Origin of the sequence: Bacillus sp. N3378-2at, assembly GCF_033412715.1 — a bacterium.
In the GTDB taxonomy this organism is placed as follows: Bacteria; Bacillota; Bacilli; order Bacillales; family Bacillaceae; genus Bacillus; species Bacillus subtilis.
This window is the reverse complement of record NZ_CP117986.1, coordinates 286,644-309,430: the sequence shown is the minus strand read 5'-3', so window position 1 is coordinate 309,430 and position 22,787 is coordinate 286,644. Positions and strand designations below refer to the sequence as shown.

Annotated in this window: 27 protein-coding genes and 1 pseudogene; 9 read left to right on the top strand and 19 right to left on the bottom strand. The window is 41.3% G+C overall.

All coding sequences use genetic code 11. From position 1 onward, the window contains the following. Positions 1-6: 6 nt before the first annotated feature. Entirely contained in the window at positions 7-156 is a 150-nt protein-coding gene (locus tag PUN35_RS01650) for a hypothetical protein (protein WP_003229985.1), read from the bottom strand. 40 nt (positions 157-196) lie between these two features. Here PUN35_RS01650 and PUN35_RS01645 point away from each other — a divergent pair, with 40 nt between their 5' ends. Further along, complete coding sequence (locus PUN35_RS01645; RefSeq protein ID WP_003229983.1) at positions 197-331, top strand: YqzM family protein; 135 nt, start codon at positions 197-199, stop codon at positions 329-331. Positions 332-370: 39 nt separating this feature from the next. Here the strand turns inward: PUN35_RS01645 and PUN35_RS01640 are convergent, their stop codons facing one another. From PUN35_RS01640 to comEA, 3 genes are all read right to left on the bottom strand, one after another. Further along, positions 371-2,701 carry a DNA internalization-related competence protein ComEC/Rec2 gene (locus PUN35_RS01640; protein ID WP_033881047.1) on the bottom strand — a complete coding sequence of 777 codons (2,331 nt, stop codon included), beginning with the start codon at positions 2,699-2,701 and terminating at the stop codon, positions 371-373. 3 nt (positions 2,702-2,704) lie between these two features. After that, on the bottom strand, positions 2,705-3,274 hold the full coding sequence (locus PUN35_RS01635; RefSeq protein ID WP_003229978.1) for a ComE operon protein 2: 570 nt from the start codon (positions 3,272-3,274) through the stop codon (positions 2,705-2,707). Positions 3,275-3,340: 66 nt separating this feature from the next. After that, on the bottom strand, positions 3,341-3,958 hold the full coding sequence (comEA, locus tag PUN35_RS01630) for a competence protein ComEA (RefSeq protein ID WP_014480312.1): 618 nt from the start codon (positions 3,956-3,958) through the stop codon (positions 3,341-3,343). Positions 3,959-4,041: 83 nt separating this feature from the next. Between comEA and comER the strand changes: the two genes are divergently transcribed. Further along, on the top strand, positions 4,042-4,863 hold the full coding sequence (gene comER / locus PUN35_RS01625; protein ID WP_014480313.1) for a late competence protein ComER: 822 nt from the start codon (positions 4,042-4,044) through the stop codon (positions 4,861-4,863). A 65-nt stretch (positions 4,864-4,928) separates the two neighbouring features. On the opposite strand, the gene PUN35_RS01620 is transcribed toward comER, so the two are convergent. Genes PUN35_RS01620 through PUN35_RS01585 form a run of 8 tightly spaced genes read right to left on the bottom strand, consistent with a single transcriptional unit; the run spans position 4,929 to position 9,940 of the window. Further along, positions 4,929-5,672, bottom strand: a complete 744-nt coding sequence (locus PUN35_RS01620; RefSeq protein WP_014480314.1) for a class I SAM-dependent DNA methyltransferase — start codon at positions 5,670-5,672, stop codon at positions 4,929-4,931. Then, on the bottom strand, positions 5,669-6,025 hold the full coding sequence (gene rsfS, locus PUN35_RS01615; RefSeq protein ID WP_014480315.1) for a ribosome silencing factor: 357 nt from the start codon (positions 6,023-6,025) through the stop codon (positions 5,669-5,671). The genes PUN35_RS01620 and rsfS overlap by 4 nt, the downstream gene beginning before the upstream one ends. Positions 6,026-6,042: 17 nt before the next feature. Then, a complete protein-coding gene (gene yqeK / locus PUN35_RS01610; protein WP_014480316.1) occupies positions 6,043-6,603 on the bottom strand; it encodes a bis(5'-nucleosyl)-tetraphosphatase (symmetrical) YqeK in 561 nt (186 codons plus the stop codon). Further along, positions 6,593-7,162, bottom strand: coding sequence for a nicotinate-nucleotide adenylyltransferase (locus PUN35_RS01605; protein ID WP_004398676.1), 570 nt, complete (start codon positions 7,160-7,162; stop codon positions 6,593-6,595). Before PUN35_RS01605 ends, yqeK begins: the two co-directional genes overlap by 11 nt. 11 nt (positions 7,163-7,173) lie before the next feature. Continuing rightward, positions 7,174-7,464, bottom strand: a complete 291-nt coding sequence (yhbY, locus tag PUN35_RS01600; protein ID WP_003226133.1) for a ribosome assembly RNA-binding protein YhbY — start codon at positions 7,462-7,464, stop codon at positions 7,174-7,176. After that, positions 7,458-8,300 carry a shikimate dehydrogenase gene (aroE, locus tag PUN35_RS01595; RefSeq protein WP_014480317.1) on the bottom strand — a complete coding sequence of 281 codons (843 nt, stop codon included), beginning with the start codon at positions 8,298-8,300 and terminating at the stop codon, positions 7,458-7,460. The genes yhbY and aroE overlap by 7 nt, the downstream gene beginning before the upstream one ends. A 17-nt stretch (positions 8,301-8,317) precedes the next feature. Then, on the bottom strand, positions 8,318-9,418 hold the full coding sequence (yqeH, locus tag PUN35_RS01590; RefSeq protein WP_003229966.1) for a ribosome biogenesis GTPase YqeH: 1,101 nt from the start codon (positions 9,416-9,418) through the stop codon (positions 8,318-8,320). A 3-nt stretch (positions 9,419-9,421) separates the two neighbouring features. Continuing rightward, positions 9,422-9,940, bottom strand: a complete 519-nt coding sequence (locus PUN35_RS01585; protein WP_003226126.1) for a YqeG family HAD IIIA-type phosphatase — start codon at positions 9,938-9,940, stop codon at positions 9,422-9,424. A gap of 361 nt (positions 9,941-10,301) precedes the next feature. Here PUN35_RS01585 and PUN35_RS01580 point away from each other — a divergent pair, with 361 nt between their 5' ends. Next, complete coding sequence (locus PUN35_RS01580; RefSeq protein ID WP_003226124.1) at positions 10,302-10,442, top strand: sporulation histidine kinase inhibitor Sda; 141 nt, start codon at positions 10,302-10,304, stop codon at positions 10,440-10,442. Positions 10,443-10,747: 305 nt separating this feature from the next. Here the strand turns inward: PUN35_RS01580 and PUN35_RS01575 are convergent, their stop codons facing one another. Both PUN35_RS01575 and cwlH read right to left on the bottom strand, forming a co-directional pair. Next, on the bottom strand, positions 10,748-11,479 hold the full coding sequence (locus PUN35_RS01575; RefSeq protein ID WP_003229964.1) for an SGNH/GDSL hydrolase family protein: 732 nt from the start codon (positions 11,477-11,479) through the stop codon (positions 10,748-10,750). A 251-nt stretch (positions 11,480-11,730) separates the two neighbouring features. Beyond that, positions 11,731-12,483 carry an N-acetylmuramoyl-L-alanine amidase CwlH gene (gene cwlH, locus PUN35_RS01570; protein WP_014480318.1) on the bottom strand — a complete coding sequence of 251 codons (753 nt, stop codon included), beginning with the start codon at positions 12,481-12,483 and terminating at the stop codon, positions 11,731-11,733. 186 nt (positions 12,484-12,669) lie between these two features. Here cwlH and PUN35_RS01565 point away from each other — a divergent pair, with 186 nt between their 5' ends. Beyond that, on the top strand, positions 12,670-13,296 hold the full coding sequence (locus PUN35_RS01565; protein WP_014480319.1) for a TVP38/TMEM64 family protein: 627 nt from the start codon (positions 12,670-12,672) through the stop codon (positions 13,294-13,296). Between the two features lie 18 nt (positions 13,297-13,314). Here the strand turns inward: PUN35_RS01565 and gnd are convergent, their stop codons facing one another. Then, positions 13,315-14,208, bottom strand: a complete 894-nt coding sequence (gnd, locus tag PUN35_RS01560; protein WP_014480320.1) for a phosphogluconate dehydrogenase (NAD(+)-dependent, decarboxylating) — start codon at positions 14,206-14,208, stop codon at positions 13,315-13,317. Between the two features lie 250 nt (positions 14,209-14,458). On the opposite strand from gnd, the gene PUN35_RS01555 reads away from it, so the two are divergent. Continuing rightward, on the top strand, positions 14,459-15,181 hold the full coding sequence (locus PUN35_RS01555) for a YqeB family protein (RefSeq protein WP_014480321.1): 723 nt from the start codon (positions 14,459-14,461) through the stop codon (positions 15,179-15,181). Between the two features lie 32 nt (positions 15,182-15,213). Here the strand turns inward: PUN35_RS01555 and nucB are convergent, their stop codons facing one another. Beyond that, positions 15,214-15,624, bottom strand: a complete 411-nt coding sequence (gene nucB, locus PUN35_RS01550) for a sporulation-specific Dnase NucB (RefSeq protein ID WP_009967785.1) — start codon at positions 15,622-15,624, stop codon at positions 15,214-15,216. 195 nt (positions 15,625-15,819) lie between these two features. Between nucB and sigK the strand changes: the two genes are divergently transcribed. Both sigK and PUN35_RS01540 read left to right on the top strand, forming a co-directional pair. Then, positions 15,820-16,548 carry an RNA polymerase sporulation sigma factor SigK gene (gene sigK / locus PUN35_RS01545; RefSeq protein WP_013308023.1) on the top strand — a complete coding sequence of 243 codons (729 nt, stop codon included), beginning with the start codon at positions 15,820-15,822 and terminating at the stop codon, positions 16,546-16,548. Then, complete coding sequence (locus PUN35_RS01540; RefSeq protein ID WP_031600702.1) at positions 16,548-16,646, top strand: hypothetical protein; 99 nt, start codon at positions 16,548-16,550, stop codon at positions 16,644-16,646. Before sigK ends, PUN35_RS01540 begins: the two co-directional genes overlap by 1 nt. Here PUN35_RS01540 and PUN35_RS01535 read toward each other — a convergent pair. After that, positions 16,643-16,855: pseudogene (locus PUN35_RS01535) on the bottom strand (recombinase family protein); the annotation flags it as partial. The gene PUN35_RS01540 and the pseudogene PUN35_RS01535 overlap by 4 nt on opposite strands. Positions 16,856-17,073: 218 nt before the next feature. Further along, complete coding sequence (fumC, locus tag PUN35_RS01530; RefSeq protein ID WP_014480325.1) at positions 17,074-18,462, bottom strand: class II fumarate hydratase; 1,389 nt, start codon at positions 18,460-18,462, stop codon at positions 17,074-17,076. Positions 18,463-18,628: 166 nt separating this feature from the next. Between fumC and PUN35_RS01525 the strand changes: the two genes are divergently transcribed. Then, a complete protein-coding gene (locus PUN35_RS01525; RefSeq protein ID WP_014480326.1) occupies positions 18,629-19,519 on the top strand; it encodes a LysR family transcriptional regulator in 891 nt (296 codons plus the stop codon). 941 nt (positions 19,520-20,460) lie between these two features. After that, positions 20,461-20,856: a VOC family protein gene (locus tag PUN35_RS01520; protein WP_014480327.1), complete on the top strand. Its 396-nt coding sequence runs from the start codon at positions 20,461-20,463 to the stop codon at positions 20,854-20,856. Positions 20,857-21,595: 739 nt separating this feature from the next. Here the strand turns inward: PUN35_RS01520 and PUN35_RS01515 are convergent. After that, positions 21,596-22,723 (bottom strand): Rap family tetratricopeptide repeat protein, encoded by a 1,128-nt coding sequence (locus PUN35_RS01515; RefSeq protein WP_014480328.1) that lies wholly within the window; start codon positions 22,721-22,723, stop codon positions 21,596-21,598. Between the last annotated feature and the right edge of the window lie 64 nt (positions 22,724-22,787).

Genomic DNA, 22,787 nt, shown 5'->3' with positions numbered 1-22,787 from the left:
TCTATCCTAAATTGAGTTTGCAAAATAGTAAAGAGGAAGCCTGACTGCTGCTTCCCCATTTATATTAAACGCCTGTTCGCAAGCCCCCGGGACAGCTTGTAAAAAGGCGATAATCACCAGAACAGAAAACGTTACCTTAGCTTCTAGATTTTTCAAAACAATTCCATTATACTTAAGTCAGTCAGGAGGGATAAAGTTGAATGATTTTGAAAAAAACGTTCAAAGCAAACGAAATGATGCTGTAGATTCAGCTGTTGGTTTTGTTGTGTCCTTCGGATTTTTCGCCTTCTTGTTTGTCATGGCAACGGTTATTCACCTAGTTGGTTCATAACAGCGACTGCCCGGGCTGCTGATTTCTCGGCAGTCTTTTTTAGTTCGTCTCTGTTATATCTGATGTATCATATGGAGGATAGACAGAAAAGGTTCCAACTCTGTTTTTGTATCTATATTGGATCGTTCCGTTTTGATCTGTTCGCAGCACGCGGATAGAATGTCTCTGTAATAGTTGCAGAACTTCTTGATGAGGATGATGGTACCGATTGTTTTTCCCGGCTGAGATAATGGCCGTTTTCGGCTGAAGCTGTTGGATGAATTCTTCACCGGTAGAGCCTTTGCTCCCATGGTGCCCCACCTTTAAGACATCTGCTTTAATATTTGGAAACACGTCCATCACCTCCTGTTCCCCTTCTTTCTCCAGGTCACCCGTCAAGATCCAGCTCATACCGCCCGTCTCCATCCACAGAACGAGAGAGGAATTATTTTTGCTTGCCGGATCAGGTGCTCCAGGTGACAGTACATGGAACTGCAAATCCTTTATTTGCAATACATCGCCTCGCTTCACCTCTTCAATTGTCACTCCCTCTTCTCTGGCTGTCTGCAGCACTTTCTCATCTTTAGGTTCAGAAACGAACCCTTTCGGAATCACGAGGCGCTTTACTTTATGATGCTTCAGCAGAGTCTCCGCCTCTCCGATATGATCTTGGTCAGCGTGCGTCAGAATTAAAGCGTCAAGCTGTTTGATTCCCTTAGCAGTTAAAAACGGAATCAGCACCTTTTCCCCCAGTGAAAACGGATGCTGTTTTTCGCGCCAAGGCTCTGACGAGTAAGACAAAGTGCCGCCGGTATCAATTAAGACACGCCCCCGCTGATGCGGAGCACCTACAAACATGCTGTCACCCTGTCCAATATCTATCATATCCACTTCTCCTTCGGAACTAAGACACGGATATATAAAGAGCAGAAACATCACCGTGCAGCAAATGCCTCCGGTTACCATCAACTGCGACAAGGAGCGTTTTTCAATCGCCATAAGCAATAGGATGATCGTGACCGTGAATAAAAAAAGCAAAACAGGTGCAGGATGTGCGATCATAATCGTGAACACTTCAACATCTGCAATGTTTGTGATTAGCCTATTGGTCCAGCTTATCAATAAATCAAACCAGCTGAAAAACAATCTCCCAAACGAAACGGAAAGACTTAATAGAAGAACACCTGCTACAGCTCCCGGCAAAATACAGAAGGTATAAAATGGTACCATCAACATATTCATCGGTACGCTGATGATAGAAAACTGATGAAAATGATATAGGAGAATCGGAAGCGAGCCCAGCTGAGCGATGAGTGATACAATTGTCAGCTGCCCCAAGGAGGTTTTAACCTGATGAAAAATAGAAGAGGATAGAATTAAAGAAAAACTGACGGCGAACGATAGCTGAAAACCGGCTTCAAAGAGATGATAAGGATTGAAGAGCAGAAGGACGATGTATGAAAGACAAATTGCAGTTGCAGAGTGGACACGCCATTTGACAAGGCTTCCAGCTAAGTAAACACCCGACATGAGAGCGGCGCGTAGCACTGAAGGAGCAGCGCCGGTCAACATCACATAGAGCGGCAGAAATAACAGCAACAGAATTGACGCCTTTTCTCTAGTTATACCAAGGCGAATCATGATATAAAACAAACCTGCTGTCAAAATCCCCACGTGGAGTCCTGATATTGCCAAGAGATGGACAACACCAAGCTTTTGATACGCGGTAAGCACTTCATCCTCCACATAAAATCTGTCACCAACTGTAAGTGCCTGTACAATCCCTGCCGAATCAGGAGGCAAAAGGCTGTTTGTGAATGATATGATATGTTTTCTCAAGCTGAGCACCTTGTACTTAAAATTTTCAGGTTCGCTGCAGTTTTGAATAGACGTGACAGAGTAGTTCCAATGAATATGCTGCCGATAAAGATACTCGTTATAATCAAATGCACCCGGCACAGTTGCGTGATTCGGTTCTTCCAATGTACCAGTCAACTCACATGACATTCCTGGTTCTATGTATAACAGCTGTTCTTTTTCACCAGCAGACTGAATGCGATACGCAGCAGCCCATTTTTCCTTATCAGGTGTCTCAACCATCATAGACATACGGTCGCCGTCAATTTTGGGAATAGTGTCAATCACTGCCTTGAATTGATAGGTTCCCTGCCGATAGGAAGAGACATTCTGAGAATCTGTGACTGCATACAGTACAAAAAACAATATAAAAGAGAAGAAACAAACAATAATGAGAAAAGCGTGCCTCGTTTTGATTAAAATGATGAGGAGAAAGAGGATGAAAAGAAAAATAGCGGGGAAATAAGCGGCGGCAGTAATTCCAGCCGTTGCCGAAGCTGCCGCCATAGGCAATAATAAGCGCGAATTACGCATTCATCACACGTAGCTCGTGAAAAGTGTATTCGCCTGTTCATGTATCTTTTTCAATTCTTCCTCCGCTAAACCGGCATCAGCCAATTTCCCTATAAGACCCGCTACAAATGAAAGCTTTTCCCTGTTTTTCAGATCAACGATCATTTCATCGAGTTCAACCTGTTCAACTGTTACACCCGCCTGTTCAAATAATTCCTGCGCATATGGATGTGTTTTGTAATCCTCAGCATAATAAACCGTTTTGATACCCGCTTGAATAATAGATTTGCAGCATTGAATGCACGGATAATGCGTCACATAAATCTCGGCTCCATCAGTCGGCACCCCAAACTTAGAGCATTGAAGAATCGCATTCATTTCAGCGTGAATGGTTCTTGCGCAATGATCATCTATCATTAAGCATCCTTCATCTGCACAATGTACGCCGCCCGCGATTGACCCATTGTAGCCTCCTGCTATCATGCGTTTGTCTCTGACTATAGTAGCGCCGACAGATAATCTCGGACATGTGCTGCGCAGCGCCAATAAATGGCTTTGAGCCATAAAGTATTGATTCCATGAAATTCGTTCCACGTTGTTCCCTCCAAATGTTGTGTTGCCTGACCTTTAGTTTACCTATCATAATGCATGACCGTCAAATCACTTTACTGTAATGGAAGACTTTATTTTCTCAAATGACTTTTCACCTATTCCTGAAACCTTAGTGATATCTTCAATTGTTTGGAAACGCCCGTTTTCTTCCCGGTATGCAATAATAGCTTCAGCTTTGGATGGCCCCACCCCTGAGATGCCTTGTAACTCCTCTAAGGTTGCTGTATTGATATTCACCAGCGCTCCCTTCCCTCCATCGCTTTGGACTGACCCTCCGCCACCTTGCTGCACTGCTATTTCCTCTCCCTTTTTCGGGATGTACACCACTGTCCCGTCCTGCAGAATCTCCGCCAAATTTACTTGCGCTTCGTCTGCTTGTTCACTGGTCCCGCCCGCTTTCTCAATTGCCTGAGATACTCTGTCCCCTGTTCGCATTTCATAAACGCCAGGATGCTGAACAGCACCTTTGATGTCTATCACAATTGTTTCGTTTGACTCGTCGTTGTTTGCTTCCTGCTTTACCACTGTATTTTCTGTCTCTGTTGGTACAGCTTGCTTCACCGGCTCTTTATTTTTCCCTGTGGCCAGAAAGATCATAATCGCTGTGAAAACAGCCGCAGAAGCCGCTAAAATAATTGCTTTCTTATGCTGATTCAACCAATTCATCGTGCATGTTCCCCGCTTTCGTCATATTTTATTTTCATAACACATATGGTTTAGAGGATAATAGCTCAAAGGAGGGGAAACCATTGAAGATAGGCTTTATCGGCACAGGAAATATGGGTACGATCCTTATCGAATCATTTATTGAATCAAAAGCAGCCGATCCCTCAAACATGACAATCACAAACCGCACAATTGAAAAAGCGTTGCACATAAAAAACCGCTACAACAGCATAAACGTTACCGAAAGTCTCGAAAAGCTCGTTTCTGAAAACGAGATGATTTTTATTTGTGTTAAGCCGCTTGATATATATCCTTTACTGGCAAGAGCGTTACCTTATTTAAGAAAAGATCATATTCTCATCTCAATTACAAGCCCCGTTCAAACCGAACAGCTCGAACAATATGTGCCGTGTCAAGTGGCTCGAGTGATCCCAAGTATTACGAACAGAGCGCTGGCAGGTGTTTCTCTCGTCACTTTCGGCACAAGCTGCGGCGAATCTGCAAAAACGAAAATCAATGAGCTGATGCAGCATATCTCTCATCCGCTGCAAATTGAAAGTGACATCACCAGGGTTGCATCAGACATCGTAAGCTGCGGCCCCGCTTTTATGAGCTATCTGATTCAGCGGTTTATAGATGCAGCTGTTTCGGAAACATCAGTGTCTAAACAGGACGCGATTTTGATGTGTAAGGAAATGCTTGTCGGAATGGGAAAACTGTTAGAAACCGAATTGTATACCCTGCCTGCATTACAGGAAAAGGTTTGCGTTAAAGGCGGTGTAACAGGAGAAGGCATTAAAGCGCTGGAAAGCGGTGTGCAGGATATGTTTCACCGGGTATTTCAAAATACTCATATGAAGTACGAGGAGGATATTTCCGCAGTGAAAAAGCAGTTTCATGTGTAGACGAGTATGTCATACGTTCGTCTGTACTGCAAAAGCATAAAAAAGCATTTTAAAAAACCATCGTTTTAGGAAACGATGGTTTTTGATTTCTGCGCCTTGAAAAAGAGGCGTTCTGATTGTGCTGATGGCTCGGTATCCGTAAAATCAGCTGTCACGCGATGGAGCTGAAAGCCGCAGTTCTTAAGCATTTCTTCGTATTCTTCCACCGGGAACGTTCTTTGCTCGTGTGTCTCATCAAAACGATCATACGCTTCTCCGTTCCACACAAAAAACGACATATCATGAATGACAGAAAGCTCGTCACTTCCGGCAAAGCTCTGCCAAATATAGCTGATATCTTCGTCCTGGTCAGCAAATGTGCTATCCGGAAAGACTTCCGCAATTTTAAAAGATGAATGAACATCAAACAGCAGTATGCCTTCAGACTTTAATACCCGAAAAACACTGTTAAAGGTTTCGATCACATCATTTTTTGTTTTTAAATAATTTAATGAGTCACAGCATATCACAACAGCGTCAAACTGACCATCAAAGCCGGTAATCTCTCTCATATCCTGCTGAAGAAATAAAATAGGCTGGCTACTCGATACCTTTTGCTGGGCGAAAGAAAGCATCTCTTCGCTGAGATCGATGCCTGTAACCTCGAAGCCTTTTTCGGCAAGCCGGATGGAGATTTCCCCCGTGCCGCATGCCAGATCGAGAATACGGCCTTTTTCCGGGAGAGATGCTTCAATCCAATTTGTCCATTGATCGTAAGGCGCGTGTGACATTAACTCGTCATACACACTTGCAAAGCCTTGATAAATCATTGATTCATTCCAAGGTCAAGATCTGCGAGCGGAGCGTCTCCCCACAGCTTTTCAAGGTTGTAGTAGCTTCTTTCGTCCTTGTGGAAGACATGGACAATCACATCGCCTAGATCAACGAGAACCCATCTTGCTTCATCAAAGCCTTCCATCTTTTTGACTTGAATGCCGTTTTCATCAGCCTGATCCTTGATTTCACGGGCAATCGCCTGTACCTGTTTATCTGAATTTCCGTGACAGATCAGAAAATAATCAGCAACCAGAGAAATACCTTCCATATCCAGTGCTAAAATATCCTCTGCCCGTTTATCGTCGCAAGCCGCAGCTGCGATCTTTAAAATGGACTTTTGGTTCATTCACAAATTCCTCCTGTTCAGCTGCCAGACACAAGCCAGTTATATGTTAAAAATGTGTCTGGAAAAACCGGTTGATTTTTTTTCATAAGAAAAACCATTGTATTTTTAATGGACTGAATCAGCGCTTGATTCAAATCTGTCTCAGCAAGCTTACGCACCTCATCGACACCGGGAAATGCCCGATTTGGCTCAATGTAATCGGCAACGTAAATGACTTTTTCTAAAAGTGTCATGCCGGGGCGCCCTGAGGTATGATACCTAATGGCGTCAAGAATGTCTTCATCTTGAACCCCTGCCTCTCTTTGGACCAAATAAGCGCCGACCGGAGCGTGCCAGAGCTCCGGATTATGATCCAATAAATGCGCAGGCATTTTTTCTCGCGCAATAATTTGTTTCATTTCTTCTTTCGGGCGGAATTTGGCGTAATCATGAAAGATTGCCGCTGTTTCCGCTTTTTTAGAATCGGCTCCAAAACGCTCCGCAAGTTCGATCGCCGTGTTCATCACGCCAACCGTATGGATATATCGGTGTTCGGTCAATTGCTGCTTCACGCATGCAAGTGCCTCCTCACGATTCATATAAACCATTCTCCTCTACATACTTCTTCACTTTATCAGGGATTAAGTAGTCAGTGGGCTTCTTGCTTTTAAACCGTTCCCTTATCATAGTTGATGATACCTCAAATTCCGGAACGTCTGCAAAGAGAAGCGGATAAGGGGTTTCAACATGAAAACCGGGGCGCTTTACTCCAATAAATTGAATGAGGTTCAGCAGCTCGTCCAGCTTATACCATTTCGGCAAATATTCAATCATATCAGCGCCGATAATAAAGAACAGCTGATCATTTGGATAACGCTGCTTCAGTAAAGAAACGGTATCAAAGGTATATGACGGTCCTTCTCTTTCCATTTCAACAAGCTCCAGCTTAAAGGACGGATTAGATTGAATTGCAAGCTTTAGCATTTCCACGCGATGAAAGCTGTCGGTATAGTCTTCGTTCTGTTTATGCGGCGGAATTTGATTAGGCATAAACCAAATTTCATCAAGCCCCGCCTGGTACAGCACCTCATTCGCCATTAAGAGGTGACCATTATGCGGAGGGTCAAACGTGCCTCCGAAAATTCCGATTTTCTTCATTTCAACCACCTTTAAGGAAGCTCGATTTGTTTATTTTCCTTTGATTCCTTATATAACACAATCGTATTGCCGATTGTCTGCACCAATTGAGAGCGGCTTCCTTTTACAAGAGCTTCCGCTACATCGTTTTTATCCTCTTCGCAATTCTGAAGCACGCTGACTTTAATCAGCTCTCTCGCTTCAAGCGCCTCAGCAATTTGTTTAATCATGTTGTCGTTTACTCCGCCTTTACCTACTTGAAAAATCGGCGTTAAATGATGCGCTTTAGAACGCAAAAAACGTTTTTGTTTACCTGTTAACATTCTGTTCCTCCTAATTTTCCTATTACAATGGATCTCATTTTTTCAATATCAGGCTCTTGTCCAGTCCACAATTGGAAAGACAATGCTGCCTGTTCAACAAACATGCCCACACCGTCGAGTGTTTTCAAGCCTTTTTGGCTTGCTTCCTTTAAAAGGGCCGTCTGTATTGGATTATACACGATATCACATACGACGGCACTGCTCGCGGCACGCTGTAATGAAAGCGGCACATCATCCACGTTCGGATACATGCCCACAGACGTTGTATGGATGATAACATCATACTGCTCAAGACGTTCTTCTGCTTCTTTTATGCTTAATACTTCTTTATTGTGAAACGAGGGAGTAGCTTCTGTAAGCCGCTTTGCTTTTTCTAACGTCCGGTTGCAAATGTCAAATTTTTTCGGGGTATTTCGGACAATTGTTGTAAAAATGGCTCTCGCCGCTCCGCCAGCGCCGATCATTAAGAATGACAGTTCAGAGATGGGCTTGTCTAATACCTTCATTAATGACTTCACGAAGCCTTCCCCATCGGTATTGTATCCGACAAGCTTATCTCCCTCTCTTCTGACCGTGTTTACGGCACCGATCACTTTTGCACTCTCATCAATATGATCCAGATAATCCATAATGGAAACCTTGTGCGGAACAGTCACATTGATTCCTTGTACGCCTAGAGCTCTTATTCCTTTTACCGCATCCTCCAGATCATCCTCTTCTACCTTGAAGGCATGATAATGTCCGTCAAGCCCGAGGTCTTTCAATGATGCGTTATGAATATCAGGTGACATAGAATGGCCAATCGGATTTCCGATAACCCCGTACAGCTTTTTCATACTCCTCTCCCCTTTTCTTAAATTAATGAACGCCGAACAAATACATGAACGCCTTTTGGCGCGTATGCAGTTACCTTTTTATCGGCGTCATGGACAGTAACCCAGCCTAACCCAGAGAAAACGATATCTGTCTTTTTGTCTTTTATCGTAAACGTATGGGCGACCAATTCCGGAAACTCATCCATTTCATCTTTACCCGGAGGTGTGAGCAATTCCCCTGCATGCTTTTCATAAAGCGCGTCTGCATTTTCAAGTTTTGTTCTATGAATCATCAGCTCATTCGGCATATAGCAAATAAAAGGAGATCTTTCCCCAGACACATAATCAAACCTTGCAAGTCCGCCAAAATACAGTGTTTGCTGATCATTAAGCTGGAATGTGCGAGGCTTCAGCTCCTTTTTAGGAGATAATATTTTCAGATCCTTTTTATTGACATAATGCGCCATTTGATGGTTGTTGATAATTCCCGGTGTATCATAAAGCGATGAACCGTCATCCAGCGGGATTTCAATCGCATCAAGGGTTGTGCCAGGAAATTGGGATGTTGTAATAATATCTTCTTCACCTGACACTTCTTTAATAATCCGGTTAATAAAGGTTGACTTTCCTACATTTGTACATCCGACAACATAGACGTCTTTTCCGTTGCGGTAATGCTCAATCGCGTCAATTACTTCTCTTATTCCCTGGCCGCGTCCCGCACTGACCAAAAATACGTCAACCGGTTTTAAGCCAAGCTCTTTCGCTTCACGCTTCATCCATTGGATCAGACGCTCTCTTTTCAGTGACTTAGGCAAAATATCCGCTTTATTGCCAACTAATAAGATAGGGTTTCCCCCCACCAAGCGCTGCAGCCCATTAATCCAGCTGCCGTTAAAATCAAAAATATCAACAATTTTTACGACAAGAGAGTCCGTTTCTCCAATACCGTGAAGAATGTTCAAAAAATCATCATCAGTTAAGGAGACATCTTGTATTTCATTATAGTTTTTCAGTCTGAAGCAACGCTGGCAAATCACATTTTCTTTCGTAAGCGATGCAGGCGGCGCGTACCCCAAACCTGTTTTGTCCTCGGTTTGGATCGTAACTCCGCACCCGATACAAACAACCTTTTCCATTTCTTACTCCTCCCACTGAATGTGCCCTTTTCGTTTGAGAGCACTCAGTATTCTGCGTTCGACCTGGCGGTTAAAGCGCGTAATGAATCCGTCAGAGGAAGCGACTGGCACGACCAAAATCGTATGGTAGCCGTTTCGGTTTCCCCCGAGTACATCGGTCAGCAGCTGGTCTCCGATGACAACGCAGTCCTCTTTTTTCAGCTCCATATTGCGCACCGCTCTATTAAAGGCTTTACCCATCGGTTTTCTTGCTTTATAGATGAATGGGATTCCAAGCGGTTCTGAGAAAAGTTTCACTCTTCTTTCGTTATTATTAGAGACAATTGTCACTTTAATGCCGTGTTCCTTCATTTCTTCAAACCACTCGATCAATCGCGGCGTCGCATTCGGTCTGTCCCATTCAACAAGCGTATTATCCAGGTCAGTAATAATCCCTTTTACATTTCGTTCCTTTAATTTCTCAGGTGTAATATGAAAAATATTTTTTACAAACTCGTCAGGTAAAAAAAACTTTTTTAACAAAACCCGCACCCTTCCCTTTTTCTATCTTTCAAAATGATTGTCGAAAAAAATCGAACTTGCGCCTAAAGAAAAACTGAGCAAAAAAATTTCGACAAAAATTGGGTTTCTTCACCAGGTGTGGATAAATTTACACACACTATCCACTCTTATTACATCACTCTTTAGACAAATTATAAACACGATACTCACAAGTTATCCACTTTTTGGTGTGGATAACAGAACGATTGTTCTTATATGCATTTCATGGTAGATTAAAGATAACTTCAACCTCAGATGAACGCAACTTATCATTGTATGCGTTAAAATCATGAATGATTCCAACTTTTAAGGAGGTGCCTCTCCCATTAATTGGGTTCCTAGCATGAGAAAACTGTCTGATGAATTACTAATAGAATCTTATTTCAAAGCCACCGAAATGAATTTAAACCGTGACTTTATCGAGTTAATTGAAAACGAAATAAAAAGAAGATCGCTCGGACATATTATTTCCGTATCTTCTTAATAGGAATTTGTCTATTTTTTCCGGGCGTATTTCCTTTTTTTACTCAGATGACTGATATTATATCACTTTGGCTGCGCGCTTTACTACTATTTTCAGCAAAAAACACCCCTAAAAAGAGGTGTTTTAAAGGGCCGGTTATTATGCTAACCAGTATATCCCGCCCACAACCAGGAGAACAACAACTAAAACAACAATAAAAGCGTATCCATATGCTCTGCCTGCGCCATACATGTGAAGCGCCTCCTTAATAAGGTTTTATAACAGCCTATGTAGGAGAAATAAATCGGACTAGGCGGTTGTCCGGCTCAACGCTGCAGGATCTGCCCATCTTGTATTCCTTCATATACGATCCTTGCCCCTTTAGGTGTCATATGATTTCCAGAAGGATCTATTAAACCAGATTGGATAAGCGCTTCATCAGTTGCTTTTCCGCCGTCTGCTTCTATAAAATGCTTCCAGTTATCTACAAGAGGGACATCCAGGCGCTTCGACACATCTCTTGTAATATCGTTATATGAGTTGTGCCATTTCCTTGCTCCGCCTTTTGGTTCAAAAGCAGCTGCTTGGTATCTGGAATAGTAAAACAGATGATGCTTCCCATTACCTTCTATAATTGGGATACACGTCATTAAGATAGGCTTGATCCCGTGTTTTCTGCTTTCTTCAATAAAATAAACCAGATTTTCTCTAAAACGCTGCTTCGACACTCTCGGTTTCCCTTCAGTCAGTATGGCAGCGTCATTGGTGCCGAACATAATAAACAAATACTTCGGTTTTTGATCCAGCACATCTGTCTGAAATCGGAGACGGGCATCCTCTGTCGTCTGTCCGCCGATTCCCGCATTGAGTATATCAAGGTTACCGCGCTCAGCTGTTTTTAATATATTGACCCACTGCTGTGCTTTTGGATAATCGCGATAATCCCAATTTGAGCCACGCGTATTACTGTCACCAAATGCTACAACGTCTTCGTATCCCCTTCCCTCGCATCCTGCTGTAACGAACAGCAGAAGGAAAAGGATGATAAAATGTTTCATCTTTACACCCCCAAAAGCCTCACTTTAATGTTATACCTCTGTTTCTCTTCGTTCAATGAAGAGTTTTTCGCTATCACTGTTTTTTCCTATAGTTAACGTGTCCCCCTCAGTGAATATCATTCTGCTTTCATTGCGGCGCAGCTGATGATTTTTTAAAATTCCCTTCTTTCCAATCTGAAAAACACACAAACCAAAGAAAAGAAAATAACCTGAATCCGCACTGGAAACAGGTTATCCGTTAAATCCTGCATTTACTTTAACTTCGATTTAAGCTTGGCCTTTGTTTTTGGCCCATAAATCCCGTCTGCAGTTAATCCGTTCATGAGTTGAAAACGCTTGACGGCATTCGCTGTTTTCGGTCCGTAAACTCCATCTATGCCATTGTTTTTGGCTCCCTTATCAGGGTAAAAGTGAAGTGCAGCTAAAGCCTTTTGCAGCTGGAGAATGTTTGTGCCCTTTCGATAAGGCGAAGTGAGCTTTATAACCCCAGACGGCAGAGGATATGATGGTGAAGATTCTTTTGGAGGTGTATCCGAGGAAGAAATTCCGTTTAGAAAAGAGTTCCAGTGGTCCAAGAGTTTCCGCGGACATTCTTTCCCAGACCATTTTTTGTGGGGAACAACACGATTTAACGGAATATTGTTTTCCTTCATCAGCTTTCTGATCAGCCACTGGGCATTTGATGTTGCTTTTTCAAAATCGCCGTCAGCATTTTCACAGATTTCAATCCCGATCGATTTGCGGTTTCCTGTCCCGTTTGTACCGTCTCCCGCATGCCAGCCGTTTTCATCTATCGGGAGATGCTGATAAATGACTGAATCGTCAACTGTAAAATGCCAGCTTTCGGATGTGTTCGGGTTTTTCACAAACTTGGCGTGCATTTTCGCATCAGCGCCTTTTGCTGTATTCGCTGTATTATGCACCGTAATATAAGCAGGCGTCATCGCATAGCCAGGACGATTATCATTTGATAGCGGTATAAAATCCTTTTTTATGGTTACCATTTCTATCCCTCCCTATTATTAAGAATGCAGAAAACAGAGAGATGGACAGCCTTTTTTATGAGGTAAAAAAGAATTGTGTTCTTAACCTGGTTTTCAGTTGAACCGCTGAAATGGCACCAGTTATACTAATTTAGATGACGGAGGTTTTGGCTCCTGACATCACCTAAGTTGGGAGTGACCATAGACATGTTAAAAAAAGTAATAGGTATCCTTGTGATTATCGCTATCATTGCAGTCGGTTTTTTTCAGAAAGAAGCTTGGCTTGATGCAATCAAAGCAGGAGGGATGTTTTCCGTTTTATTTAGTATGCTGCTGATTGCTGCCGATGTTTTTTTCCCAATAGTGCCGTTTGCTTTGGTTGCTGCTTTAAATGGCGCAGTGTTCGGGACTGCAAATGGAATTTGGATTACACTGACCGGCTCAATGCTTGGTACTATATTGCTGTTTTTTCTCGCCAGGTACAGTTTTAGAGATTGGGCCAGAAAAAAAGTTCAGGCCTACCCTGCCATACAAAGCTACGAGGCTTCCTTCAACAAAAACGCTTTTACCGCTGTTTTATTAGGAAGGCTGATACCAGTCATACCTTCCCTTATAATGAATGTGATCTGCGGTCTGAGCCAAGTTCGCTGGCATGTTTTTTTCTTTGCGTCTTTAATAGGGAAAATCCCCAATATTGTTGTTGTCACTATTGCAGGCGCCAACTTCACCAGCAATAAATTATTGTCTATCAGCATTTACGGTGCATATATTCTGATCATCATGCTGGTCATTTATAAAAAGTTCCCTCATCTTCTAAAGGTGCCAAAAAAATAAGGAGGCTTGTTGGCCCCCTTACTTTTTTTCTGTCGCATGGCCTCCAAATTCATTTCGAAGCGCAGCGACAACCTTTCCTGTAAACGTATCGTCTGTTAAAGAACGGTATCTCATCATCAGTGCCATGGCGATGACCGGAGTTGCCGTCTGCAGATCAAGCGCGGTTTCCACCGTCCATTTTCCTTCACCTGAGGAATGCATAATGCCCTTGATCTGATCCAGTTTCGCATTCTTAGAGAAAGCTCGCTCAGTCAATCCCATAAGCCAAGAGCGAATGACAGAACCGTGATTCCACACTCTGGCAACCTTCTCGTAGTCAAAATCAAATTGGCTGTTTTCAAGCACTTCGAATCCTTCACCAATCGCGGCCATCATTCCATACTCAATTCCATTATGGATCATTTTAAAAAAATGTCCGCTTCCCGCTTCACCAGCGTATAGATAACCATTTTTGACGGCGGTATCACGAAAAAGCGGTTCCACAATCTCCCATGCTTCATGATCGCCCCCCACCATAAAACAGGCTCCATGCCGTGCGCCTTCCATTCCGCCCGACGTTCCGGCATCGAGATAATGGATACCCGCTTCTTTCATTTGATTGTAGCGGCGAATTGATTCTTTATAATGAGAGTTTCCAGCTTCGATAATCATATCGCCTTTACTTAATAAAGGTGATACATCACGCAAAACAGCATCGACAATACCATGCGGTACCATAACCCATAGGATGTGCGGCGGGTGTAATAAAGAAATGAACTCTTTAAGATTCGTTGTCCCCTCAGCTCCGTATGCTTTCAGTTCATCAACAGCCGCTTGATTTACATCATATCCAACCGCTTGATGATTGCGGTCAATGAATTGCTTTCCTATGTTTATGCCCATTTTCCCTAAGCCGATTAATCCGATTTTCATATCTGTTCCTCCTGATTGTCTAAAAAGCCTTTACTCTTTATGTTCCCTTTGAATTGTATTGCGATACGCAGAAAACAAATGGGGCTTACATCGTCTGCGCATGTAAATTTTATTTTTCATGACTGACTGCGCCTGCCAGTTCTATTACTGAATCTCTTTATATCGATAATTATCACTTTATCCTTGATTTACCATCATTTTAAGTTAAAATATGGGAAGGAATTCGATATTTTCAGTAAAAGAAGGTGACATGTTGCAGAATCAATCTCATACTCTTATTGGAGTTACGAAAACCGCTGTATTCTTTTTATACGCTGCACTTGCAATCATCGGTTTTGCAATCGGGTATTTTATCCCGCAGATTGCGAAATGGGCATTATCCCTCCCCTGGATCCCTCTTGAAGGACCGCTTCGGCTCGTTACCTCTTTTCAGGGATCTACAGCTGCATTTATCACTGCTCTTCTCGGTATGTGTGCGGGGATTTGGTTCGCTCATTCTGTTATTGCAATGCTGCTGTCTGTCAAAATTACAGATCACACAGTGGAATTCATCAAAGGAAAAAAAGTGCAAACAATTCATTCCGATGACATCGCTCTTGTATTTATGGATCACAAACGGCTTGTCCTCCTGGGAACAGCCGGATATGAATTGGTACGGGAAGAAATTGATGAAAAACCAGTAAACGTTGAGAAGGCCTTTAGACAGCATCATTACGAATGGGCAGCAGATGGTGATCCGTTTAAAGATCAATTTCGCCGATGGATTCCTGATGCACCAGACCTATCGCAAGGCGCCCATGCCTTATTAAAAGCTCGTCATAAAGCGCTGCAGGACGAAGAAAAAGACGATATTGAAGAATTCCGTCTCGAACTGGCACAGCTGGGCATCGTTGTACGGGACGAAGGCACACGCCAATATTGGCGAAAAGCAGAAACCTATCCCCCGAAAATTCAGCACGGCGAAGGATTGTAACAACAGAGGCTCAAGAAAGAGCCTCTTCTTTACTACTGCACAATAAACAGCACTCTGGTGCCGTCAGGATAGCTGCTCATTTGATTCCCTACCCACGAGCCGGCGCCGCGATTATCAGAAGGCGTCACATATCGGACATCAGCCCCTGCGCCGCCTTCCTCGCAGACCGCCATCGGCCACTCATCCCGGTCATAGCCCGGCTTGGTCGGGATTCCCTTTAAAGATTCCTCCCGCCTTTTGTCTGCTCCATCTCTGTCAATGGTACAAATATCTGGATGTCCCTCTGCAATCGCATCTCTAATATGACTGCCGGTTTCCGGATAACGAGACAGCGGAAAATATAACACTTTGTCATACGAAGATGCGCCTTGGATCTGTTGCGGAACCATTAAACAAAGAAGAACTGCTGCAGCAAGAAACAGGCCTGCCATCCATTTTTTCATTCCCATCCCCCCATACCTTTGTTCATTTCAATGTATGGGCGCTTGATAAAGATTATTTTTAACATTTGAAGTTAGTATGCTGCTTACAAAAGCCGGACTCCCCCGCGAGAAATTTCCCGGTACAGACACAGACAGCCTCCAGGTCACATACATTTACATATAGGCTTTTGCCTACATACTTTTGTGGAGGTGACGATGGTGACAGGTGTTTTCGCAGCGCTCGGCTTTGTTGTTAAAGAGCTTGTCTTTTTAGTATCTTACGTGAAAAACAATGCCTTTCCACAACCGCTCTCAAGCAGCGAAGAAAAAAAATACTTAGAGCTCATGGCTAAAGGGGATGAACATGCCAGAAACATGCTGATTGAGCATAATCTTCGCTTGGTCGCCCATATTGTGAAAAAGTTCGAAAATACAGGTGAGGATGCAGAGGACTTAATCTCCATCGGAACGATCGGGTTGATAAAAGGAATTGAAAGCTATTCCGCTGGTAAAGGGACAAAGCTGGCGACGTATGCTGCGAGGTGTATTGAAAATGAAATCCTCATGCATTTGCGCGCATTGAAAAAAACAAAAAAAGACGTCTCCCTTCACGATCCGATCGGGCAGGATAAGGAAGGGAATGAAATAAGCCTGATTGACGTTTTGAAATCAGAAAACGAAGACGTGATAGATACGATCCAGCTCAATATGGAGCTTGAAAAAGTGAAACAATACATTGACATTTTAGATGACCGTGAGAAGGAAGTGATTGTCGGTCGGTTTGGACTTGATTTGAAGAAGGAAAAAACGCAGCGAGAGATTGCCAAAGAACTCGGTATCTCGCGCAGCTATGTATCGCGGATTGAAAAGCGGGCGTTGATGAAGATGTTTCATGAGTTTTATCGGGCAGAGAAGGAAAAGCGGAAGAAGGCGAAGGGGAAATAATGCAGAAGAGGCCGGATCTCATATTCCGGCTTTCTCTATTTGAAAGAGTTATGAAAATCATTTTTTTCATAGCTGATAAGCTCTCCGAGAAAGCGTAGCAAATGTCTGAACTTATAAGTCCTTTGCCTGCATCCTCCCTCAAGCAATCCAAAGCAGGACGTTCTAAAAAGCTCACCAGAAAATCCTTCGTCAGCATACTTCAGCACATCTTTTGTCCCTGCTTTCTTTATACAGGCTTCAATCTGGCTGTCGATGCTTGCTTGATCGCTTGTTCCTCGGTCGATACCCTTACATATATTGCTATCACTCTGGATCTCCTTCCTATAAAGTTTTATTAAATAATGATAGCAATCGTTAATGCATTTGTCAGCTTGCGATCCCTCGATGATTATCACCTTCATTAAATGCATCACCCCTTGGGTAATGCTATGTAATAACTGTTTGTCCTAATGAGGTGATTTTCAATGAGTGTAAAAAAAGAAAAAACTAGCTACAAATCAGTAACTAGTTTTCACCTTAAAAGATTTAAATGTTTGGTTTCACCATATCTTCTGGTTTAACCATCTCATCAAATTGTTCTTCCGTTAGCAATTTAAGTTGCACAGCAGCCTCTTTTAACGTCAAGCCTTCTTTATGAGTCAACTTAGCAATTTTTGCAGCATTTTCATATCCGATATAAGGATTCAATGCTGTGACAAGCATCAAAGATCCGGAAAGATTTTCTTTAATGGTTTTCGCATTAGGTTCAATACCAACCGCACAATGATCATGGAAAGATTTTATTCCATCACTCAATAACTGCACGGATTGTAGGAAGTTATAGATAATAACTGGTTTAAATACATTTAGTTCAAAGTTGCCCTGACTTGAAGCAAAACCAATAGTTGCATCATTCCCCATAATTTGAGCCGCAATCATGGTAAGGGCTTCACATTGAGTAGGGTTAACTTTACCGGGCATAATGGAGCTACCAGGCTCATTTTCCGGGATTGAAATTTCCCCGATCCCACAGCGAGGACCGCTTGCAAGCCATCTAACATCGTTCGCAATTTTCATTAAATCAGCAGCTAATGCCTTCATAGCACCATGTACATACGTTATTTCATCATGACTAGTTAACGCATGAAACTTATTAGGTGAACTTTTAAAATGTTGGCCTGTAAACTTCGAGATCTCCTCTGAGACAACTTCTCCAAACTGTGGATGTGCATTAATGCCTGTCCCTACAGCCGTACCCCCGATAGCAAGCTCACGCATTTTATCAGTTGCTTCCAATATCATTTCTTTCGAACGATCAATCATATATACCCAACCGCTAATTTCTTGTCCAAGCGTAAGAGGTGTAGCATCTTGAAGATGTGTACGACCTATTTTTACAATGTCATTGAATTTTTTTGCTTTTTCATCTAATGTGTTCCGAAGTTGATCAAGTACAGGAACTAATTGTTCATAGATAGCTAATACACCTGCAACATGCATCGCTGTTGGGAAAGTGTCATTCGAACTTTGACTGCGGTTCACATCATCATTTGGATGTATGGTTTGGATAGAGCCTTTCTCTTTTAGTAAAGATGTTGCAAGGTTCGCTATAACTTCGTTAACATTCATATTGCTTTGTGTACCGCTTCCCGTCTGCCAAACAACGAGTGGAAAATTGTCATCATATTTGCCTTCAAGAATTTCATCACAAACTGCGGTAATAGCCTCTGTTTTTTCACTATCCAAATTTCCTAAACGATTATTAGCAATAGCTGTACTGCGCTTCAATATAGCAAAAGCTTTAACAATACGTTTTGGCATTTTTTCAGAACCTATCTTGAAGTTCTCTTTACTACGTTGTGTTTGCGCTCCCCAAAACTTATCAGCAGGCACCTTTATTTCTCCAAAAGTATCTTTTTCAATTCGATAGTTCATTAAAATAGTCCTCCTTCTGAACACGAAAATAGTTTAAAATTCATATAAAAATTTATTTATTTTGCTGCTAAATTTAGCTTAACACTAATAAATCATGATGTATAATGCATAATAAATATGATTTTAATTCTTTTATGTAATGATTTATAAGAAGTGAGGTTTTTTTATGGAATGGGAACAATTAGAGTACTTTCAAACTCTTGCTCGTATACAGCATGTAACCAAAGCTGCTGAAACGTTATCAATAACACAGCCAGCACTTTCTCGGTCTATTGTTAGATTAGAAAATCACTTAGGTGTTCCGCTTTTTGATAGACAAGGCCGGTCCATTAAATTAAATAAATATGGGGAAATATTCCTCAAGAGGGTTGATTCCATGATTCGAGAATATACAGAAGGAAAGGAAGAAATTCAATCTCTTTTAAAACCGGATCAAGGTGAAGTGTCTTTAGGCTTTTTACACACCCTGGGTACAACAATAGTTCCAAATTTAATTGGAACGTTTAAAGATAATTACCCAAAAGTTCAATTTCAACTAAACCAGTCTCACTCTAATTTGCTTTTAGATAAACTAAAATCAGGTGAGCTTGATCTCTGCCTACTTGCTTCTTTTCCAGTCGAATCAAATATAATGTGGAAACCCTTATGGAAGGAGGAGCTTTTTTTATTTTTGCCAAAAAAACATGTGTTAGCTACTCGTGAGGATATTACGTTAAACGAAATAGCTAATGAGCCTTTTGTTTTAATGAAAGAAGGTTTCGCCCTTCGAGTGACAATAGATGATATTTTTGAGCAAGTTAATATTACCCCAAACATTGTATTTGAAGGTGAAGAAGCTACAACAATCGCAGGTTTTGTTGCAGCGGGTCTTGGTGTTTCAATTCTCCCTGATTTTAAAGGCTTAGACCAAACGAATATCGCAAAGGTTCGGATTAGTTGGCCAAGGTTTGAGCGTACAGTTGGCCTCTCTTGGATTAAAGGGAAGCACCTATCACCTGTCACTGAAAACTTCAAGCAATATATCATCAATCAGTTTCCTCAAATAGATTCGATATAGTATTTAGTTACTGTTGTTGAGGCCAAGTCATCGTACTCCTAGATGGATTTAATAGCTCTAAAGAAAAAACAAACAAAGAAGATACCAAAATGGCTTTTTGGTATCTTCTTTATTAGTTCGTTGCCCTCAATAAAGTGGAAGTATATTGTCAGTTACAGAAGCTTTCAAGCGTCTGAAGTTATCTAATACACACTCATTGCATCATTTTATATCTATTTTGGGCACAAAATGGGCACGATTTTTTCCTTCCTTTAGTCCCTAACTTGATCTCCAACTATTATGAAACCAACATTTGAGGCTCTGTCTGTATCTACAAAGTGAGTAAATATTTAAGATGCTATTTTAATCCATACTGCCGATGAAAAGTTCAGTCATTGCAGGTTATTTACTTATTTGCTTTCACCCACCATTAAGATTTAGCCAGACGTTCAAGCAGCATCATCCCTTAGGTGATGCTATGTAATAACTGATTATCCTAATGAGGAGATTTTCAGGGAGTATGAAAAAAACACTAAAAAAACCGATAGTTTAAAAACCATGAATTTTATATAACCAGGAGGCCCTCAACATAGTAAATCCATATCATTGGTTATGGAAGCTTATTTTCATTACATTCCTTATATTCATTTGCCCTCATTTCCTTACATTTATATGAATTATGGTTAAAAAATGGTGAGCACAAACAATAAACGTCCGTACTACCCTTTTATGACTGGCAGGAATTTTCTGCTTCACGTCGAAAGTAATTGTCGAAAAGTAATCCAGGAGGATAGGGGGGGTTCTTAAGGGACTCAAATGTTCTGATTTATGAAAATCAATTTAATGGAACAACTCCACATGTTAAAAAGATTTTAAAAAAGTTTTTTCCTTTGTCGATTTCATTAAGTCGTATTCGTTGTATTCGTAGAAAGACAATTAAAAATGGAAAGGTTGTTGAAATCATGGGAGCACAATTAAACTCTTATCTAATGTCAGAGGACGCAAGAAGCCAGGCGGATTTTTACTTAGAATCACTCGGTGGAGAAATTGTATCACTTAAAACATTCGGTGAGGTACCAGACACTCCAGAAGATATGAAGGAGAAAGTAATGCATCTGTCTTTGAAGATAGCTGGAAACAATATTCTGATGCTTTCTGATTCCTTTGAACAAGTGGTCGGTAATCGTAGCATCAGTCTTGCTTTAACCTATGATAATGAGAGCGAAGCAAGAGAGGCATATACCAAGCTTGGTGAGGGTGGAGAAAACAAATATCCCATTGCTTTACAGCCATGGGGCGCATACTATGGAGAAGTGATAGATAAATTTGGTGTTACATGGATGATTACTAAACCGTAAACTATGCAAAATAAATCAGGATTTTATTGAAGCGTTAAAAGAACCATGGCAAAGGAACTCTCCACAAATTTATGTAAGACGTCCATAAGGATATAACGGAAGTCCATGAATTCAGGATAAGAAGCCCCATTTTTCGAATAACAGAAAATATGCTGCTGTCATCACGACATCGACAAATGCTGTTCACTTACAATCTTTAATGCTACCGAACTGGAACTTCCTGAAGACATATTCGATGGTCCATCAGAAAGAAAAACACTGAAGCTCTGTGAAGGGGATTCGTTTGATACCGGGCAGCTAGTGTTATTGGTCAGCCATGCCTCAAAATCACTTTAAATGTAACTCATTGAGTTAGAAAGATAAGGTATTCAACAATCGTGCGCTATTCTTTTATAAGAAAGCGTCTTTTTTGCATCCCAAAACCACTTAATTCCCATCTGAGAGATTTCCTGGAGAACCAAAAGTTATAGCGGTGCCCTATTGCCTTTTTCTCTCCAAAAAATAAGATTAGGCCTCAAGGATTTAAAGGGGGGGACTAATTATATCGCATTTGATTCCAATGTTTCTGTTGATATCAAATAAAAAAACCTCCATTTCTGAAGGAGGTTGAATGTAATATTATCAAGTTTGAAAACGATCAGAGGCAATATGAAATGTGTTTTGAGTTTGATTTTCTGTTAAGGATCCGAAACCACACACTAAAACAAGTGACAAACCCAGGATTAGGCATACCTTCTTTTTAAAAGTCATACAGGCATTCTCCCCTTTGAATTTGTGTTTGAGTCTCAAGCATTTTCTGATGATATACATAGGATGTTTCAAATTCTTTTGAGTTTGCGTAAGCAGCTGCGGTCTCACAGGCAATGTCTTCAATATATGAATAGTTCTTATTTTTTTCTAAGTATTCTATGGTTTTATTAACACCTTGTTGGTCCACTGCATCGACATAAAGAGCATTTAAATATCCCTGTAATTTTGCGAAAAGCTCATCACCTTGATAAAGAGCTGCTGACAAACCTTTCTTACTTACTTGGATAGCCTCATTCATTTTTCCTTGTTTAAAAAGGATTTTTGCATAAGAAAATAAAGAATGTGGCAAGTTTGTGAGCTTTTCTTTTTCTGTAATCTCCACTGCTTGCTTTATGTATACTTCCGCCTGCTCGTAATCACCACTGTCAGCAAAATTAGTGCCTAAATTATATAGTGCAGAACTAATCAACCTTTTGTTATTCAATTCCCTAGATAACTTTAATGCCTTTTCAAGATGCGGCTGACTTTTTTCGTAATGTTTAAAATCAGTATAATTCCCTGAGATAACAAACATACATTGAACTTTTCGCACCTTATAAAGTTCATATTGATTATAAATATCCAACGCTTGTTTAACGTGATGCATAGACACATGACTTTGCTTCATACCATAATATGCTTCAGCTAACTTAAAATGAAACTCTGCCCTTTCGATCTCATCAGGGACATGTATAAGCTGCTTTTCGGCTTCTCTATAATAGTAGATAGCTTTCATGTATTGCTTCTTATCAAACTCGTACATCCCTCTGAAAAACAGAGAATAATACGATAACAGGCCAGATATGCCTTTATTTGAAGTCTCAATTTTTTCAAGAAGTTCCTCAATAGTTGGTCTTATACGTGTCGTTACGGGTTCCAAATAATCTAACATGAGCTGATGACGGAATTTCATTAAGGAGAAGTAAATGAGTAAATACTCATCTTCCTCCATCCGTTGGATTTCTTGCTCGACCTCTGCCTTTAAAATCTCTGCATCCGGGACACTAAATTGACGTATCATTTTATACCATTCATTGATCTTTACGCCAACTTCTGACGATGATAAAACCGGATTCACAGGACCCCTCCTTTTATGTCTTTTTATGTAATATTCTAACATTTCCAAAAAGTGTTCGGACCGC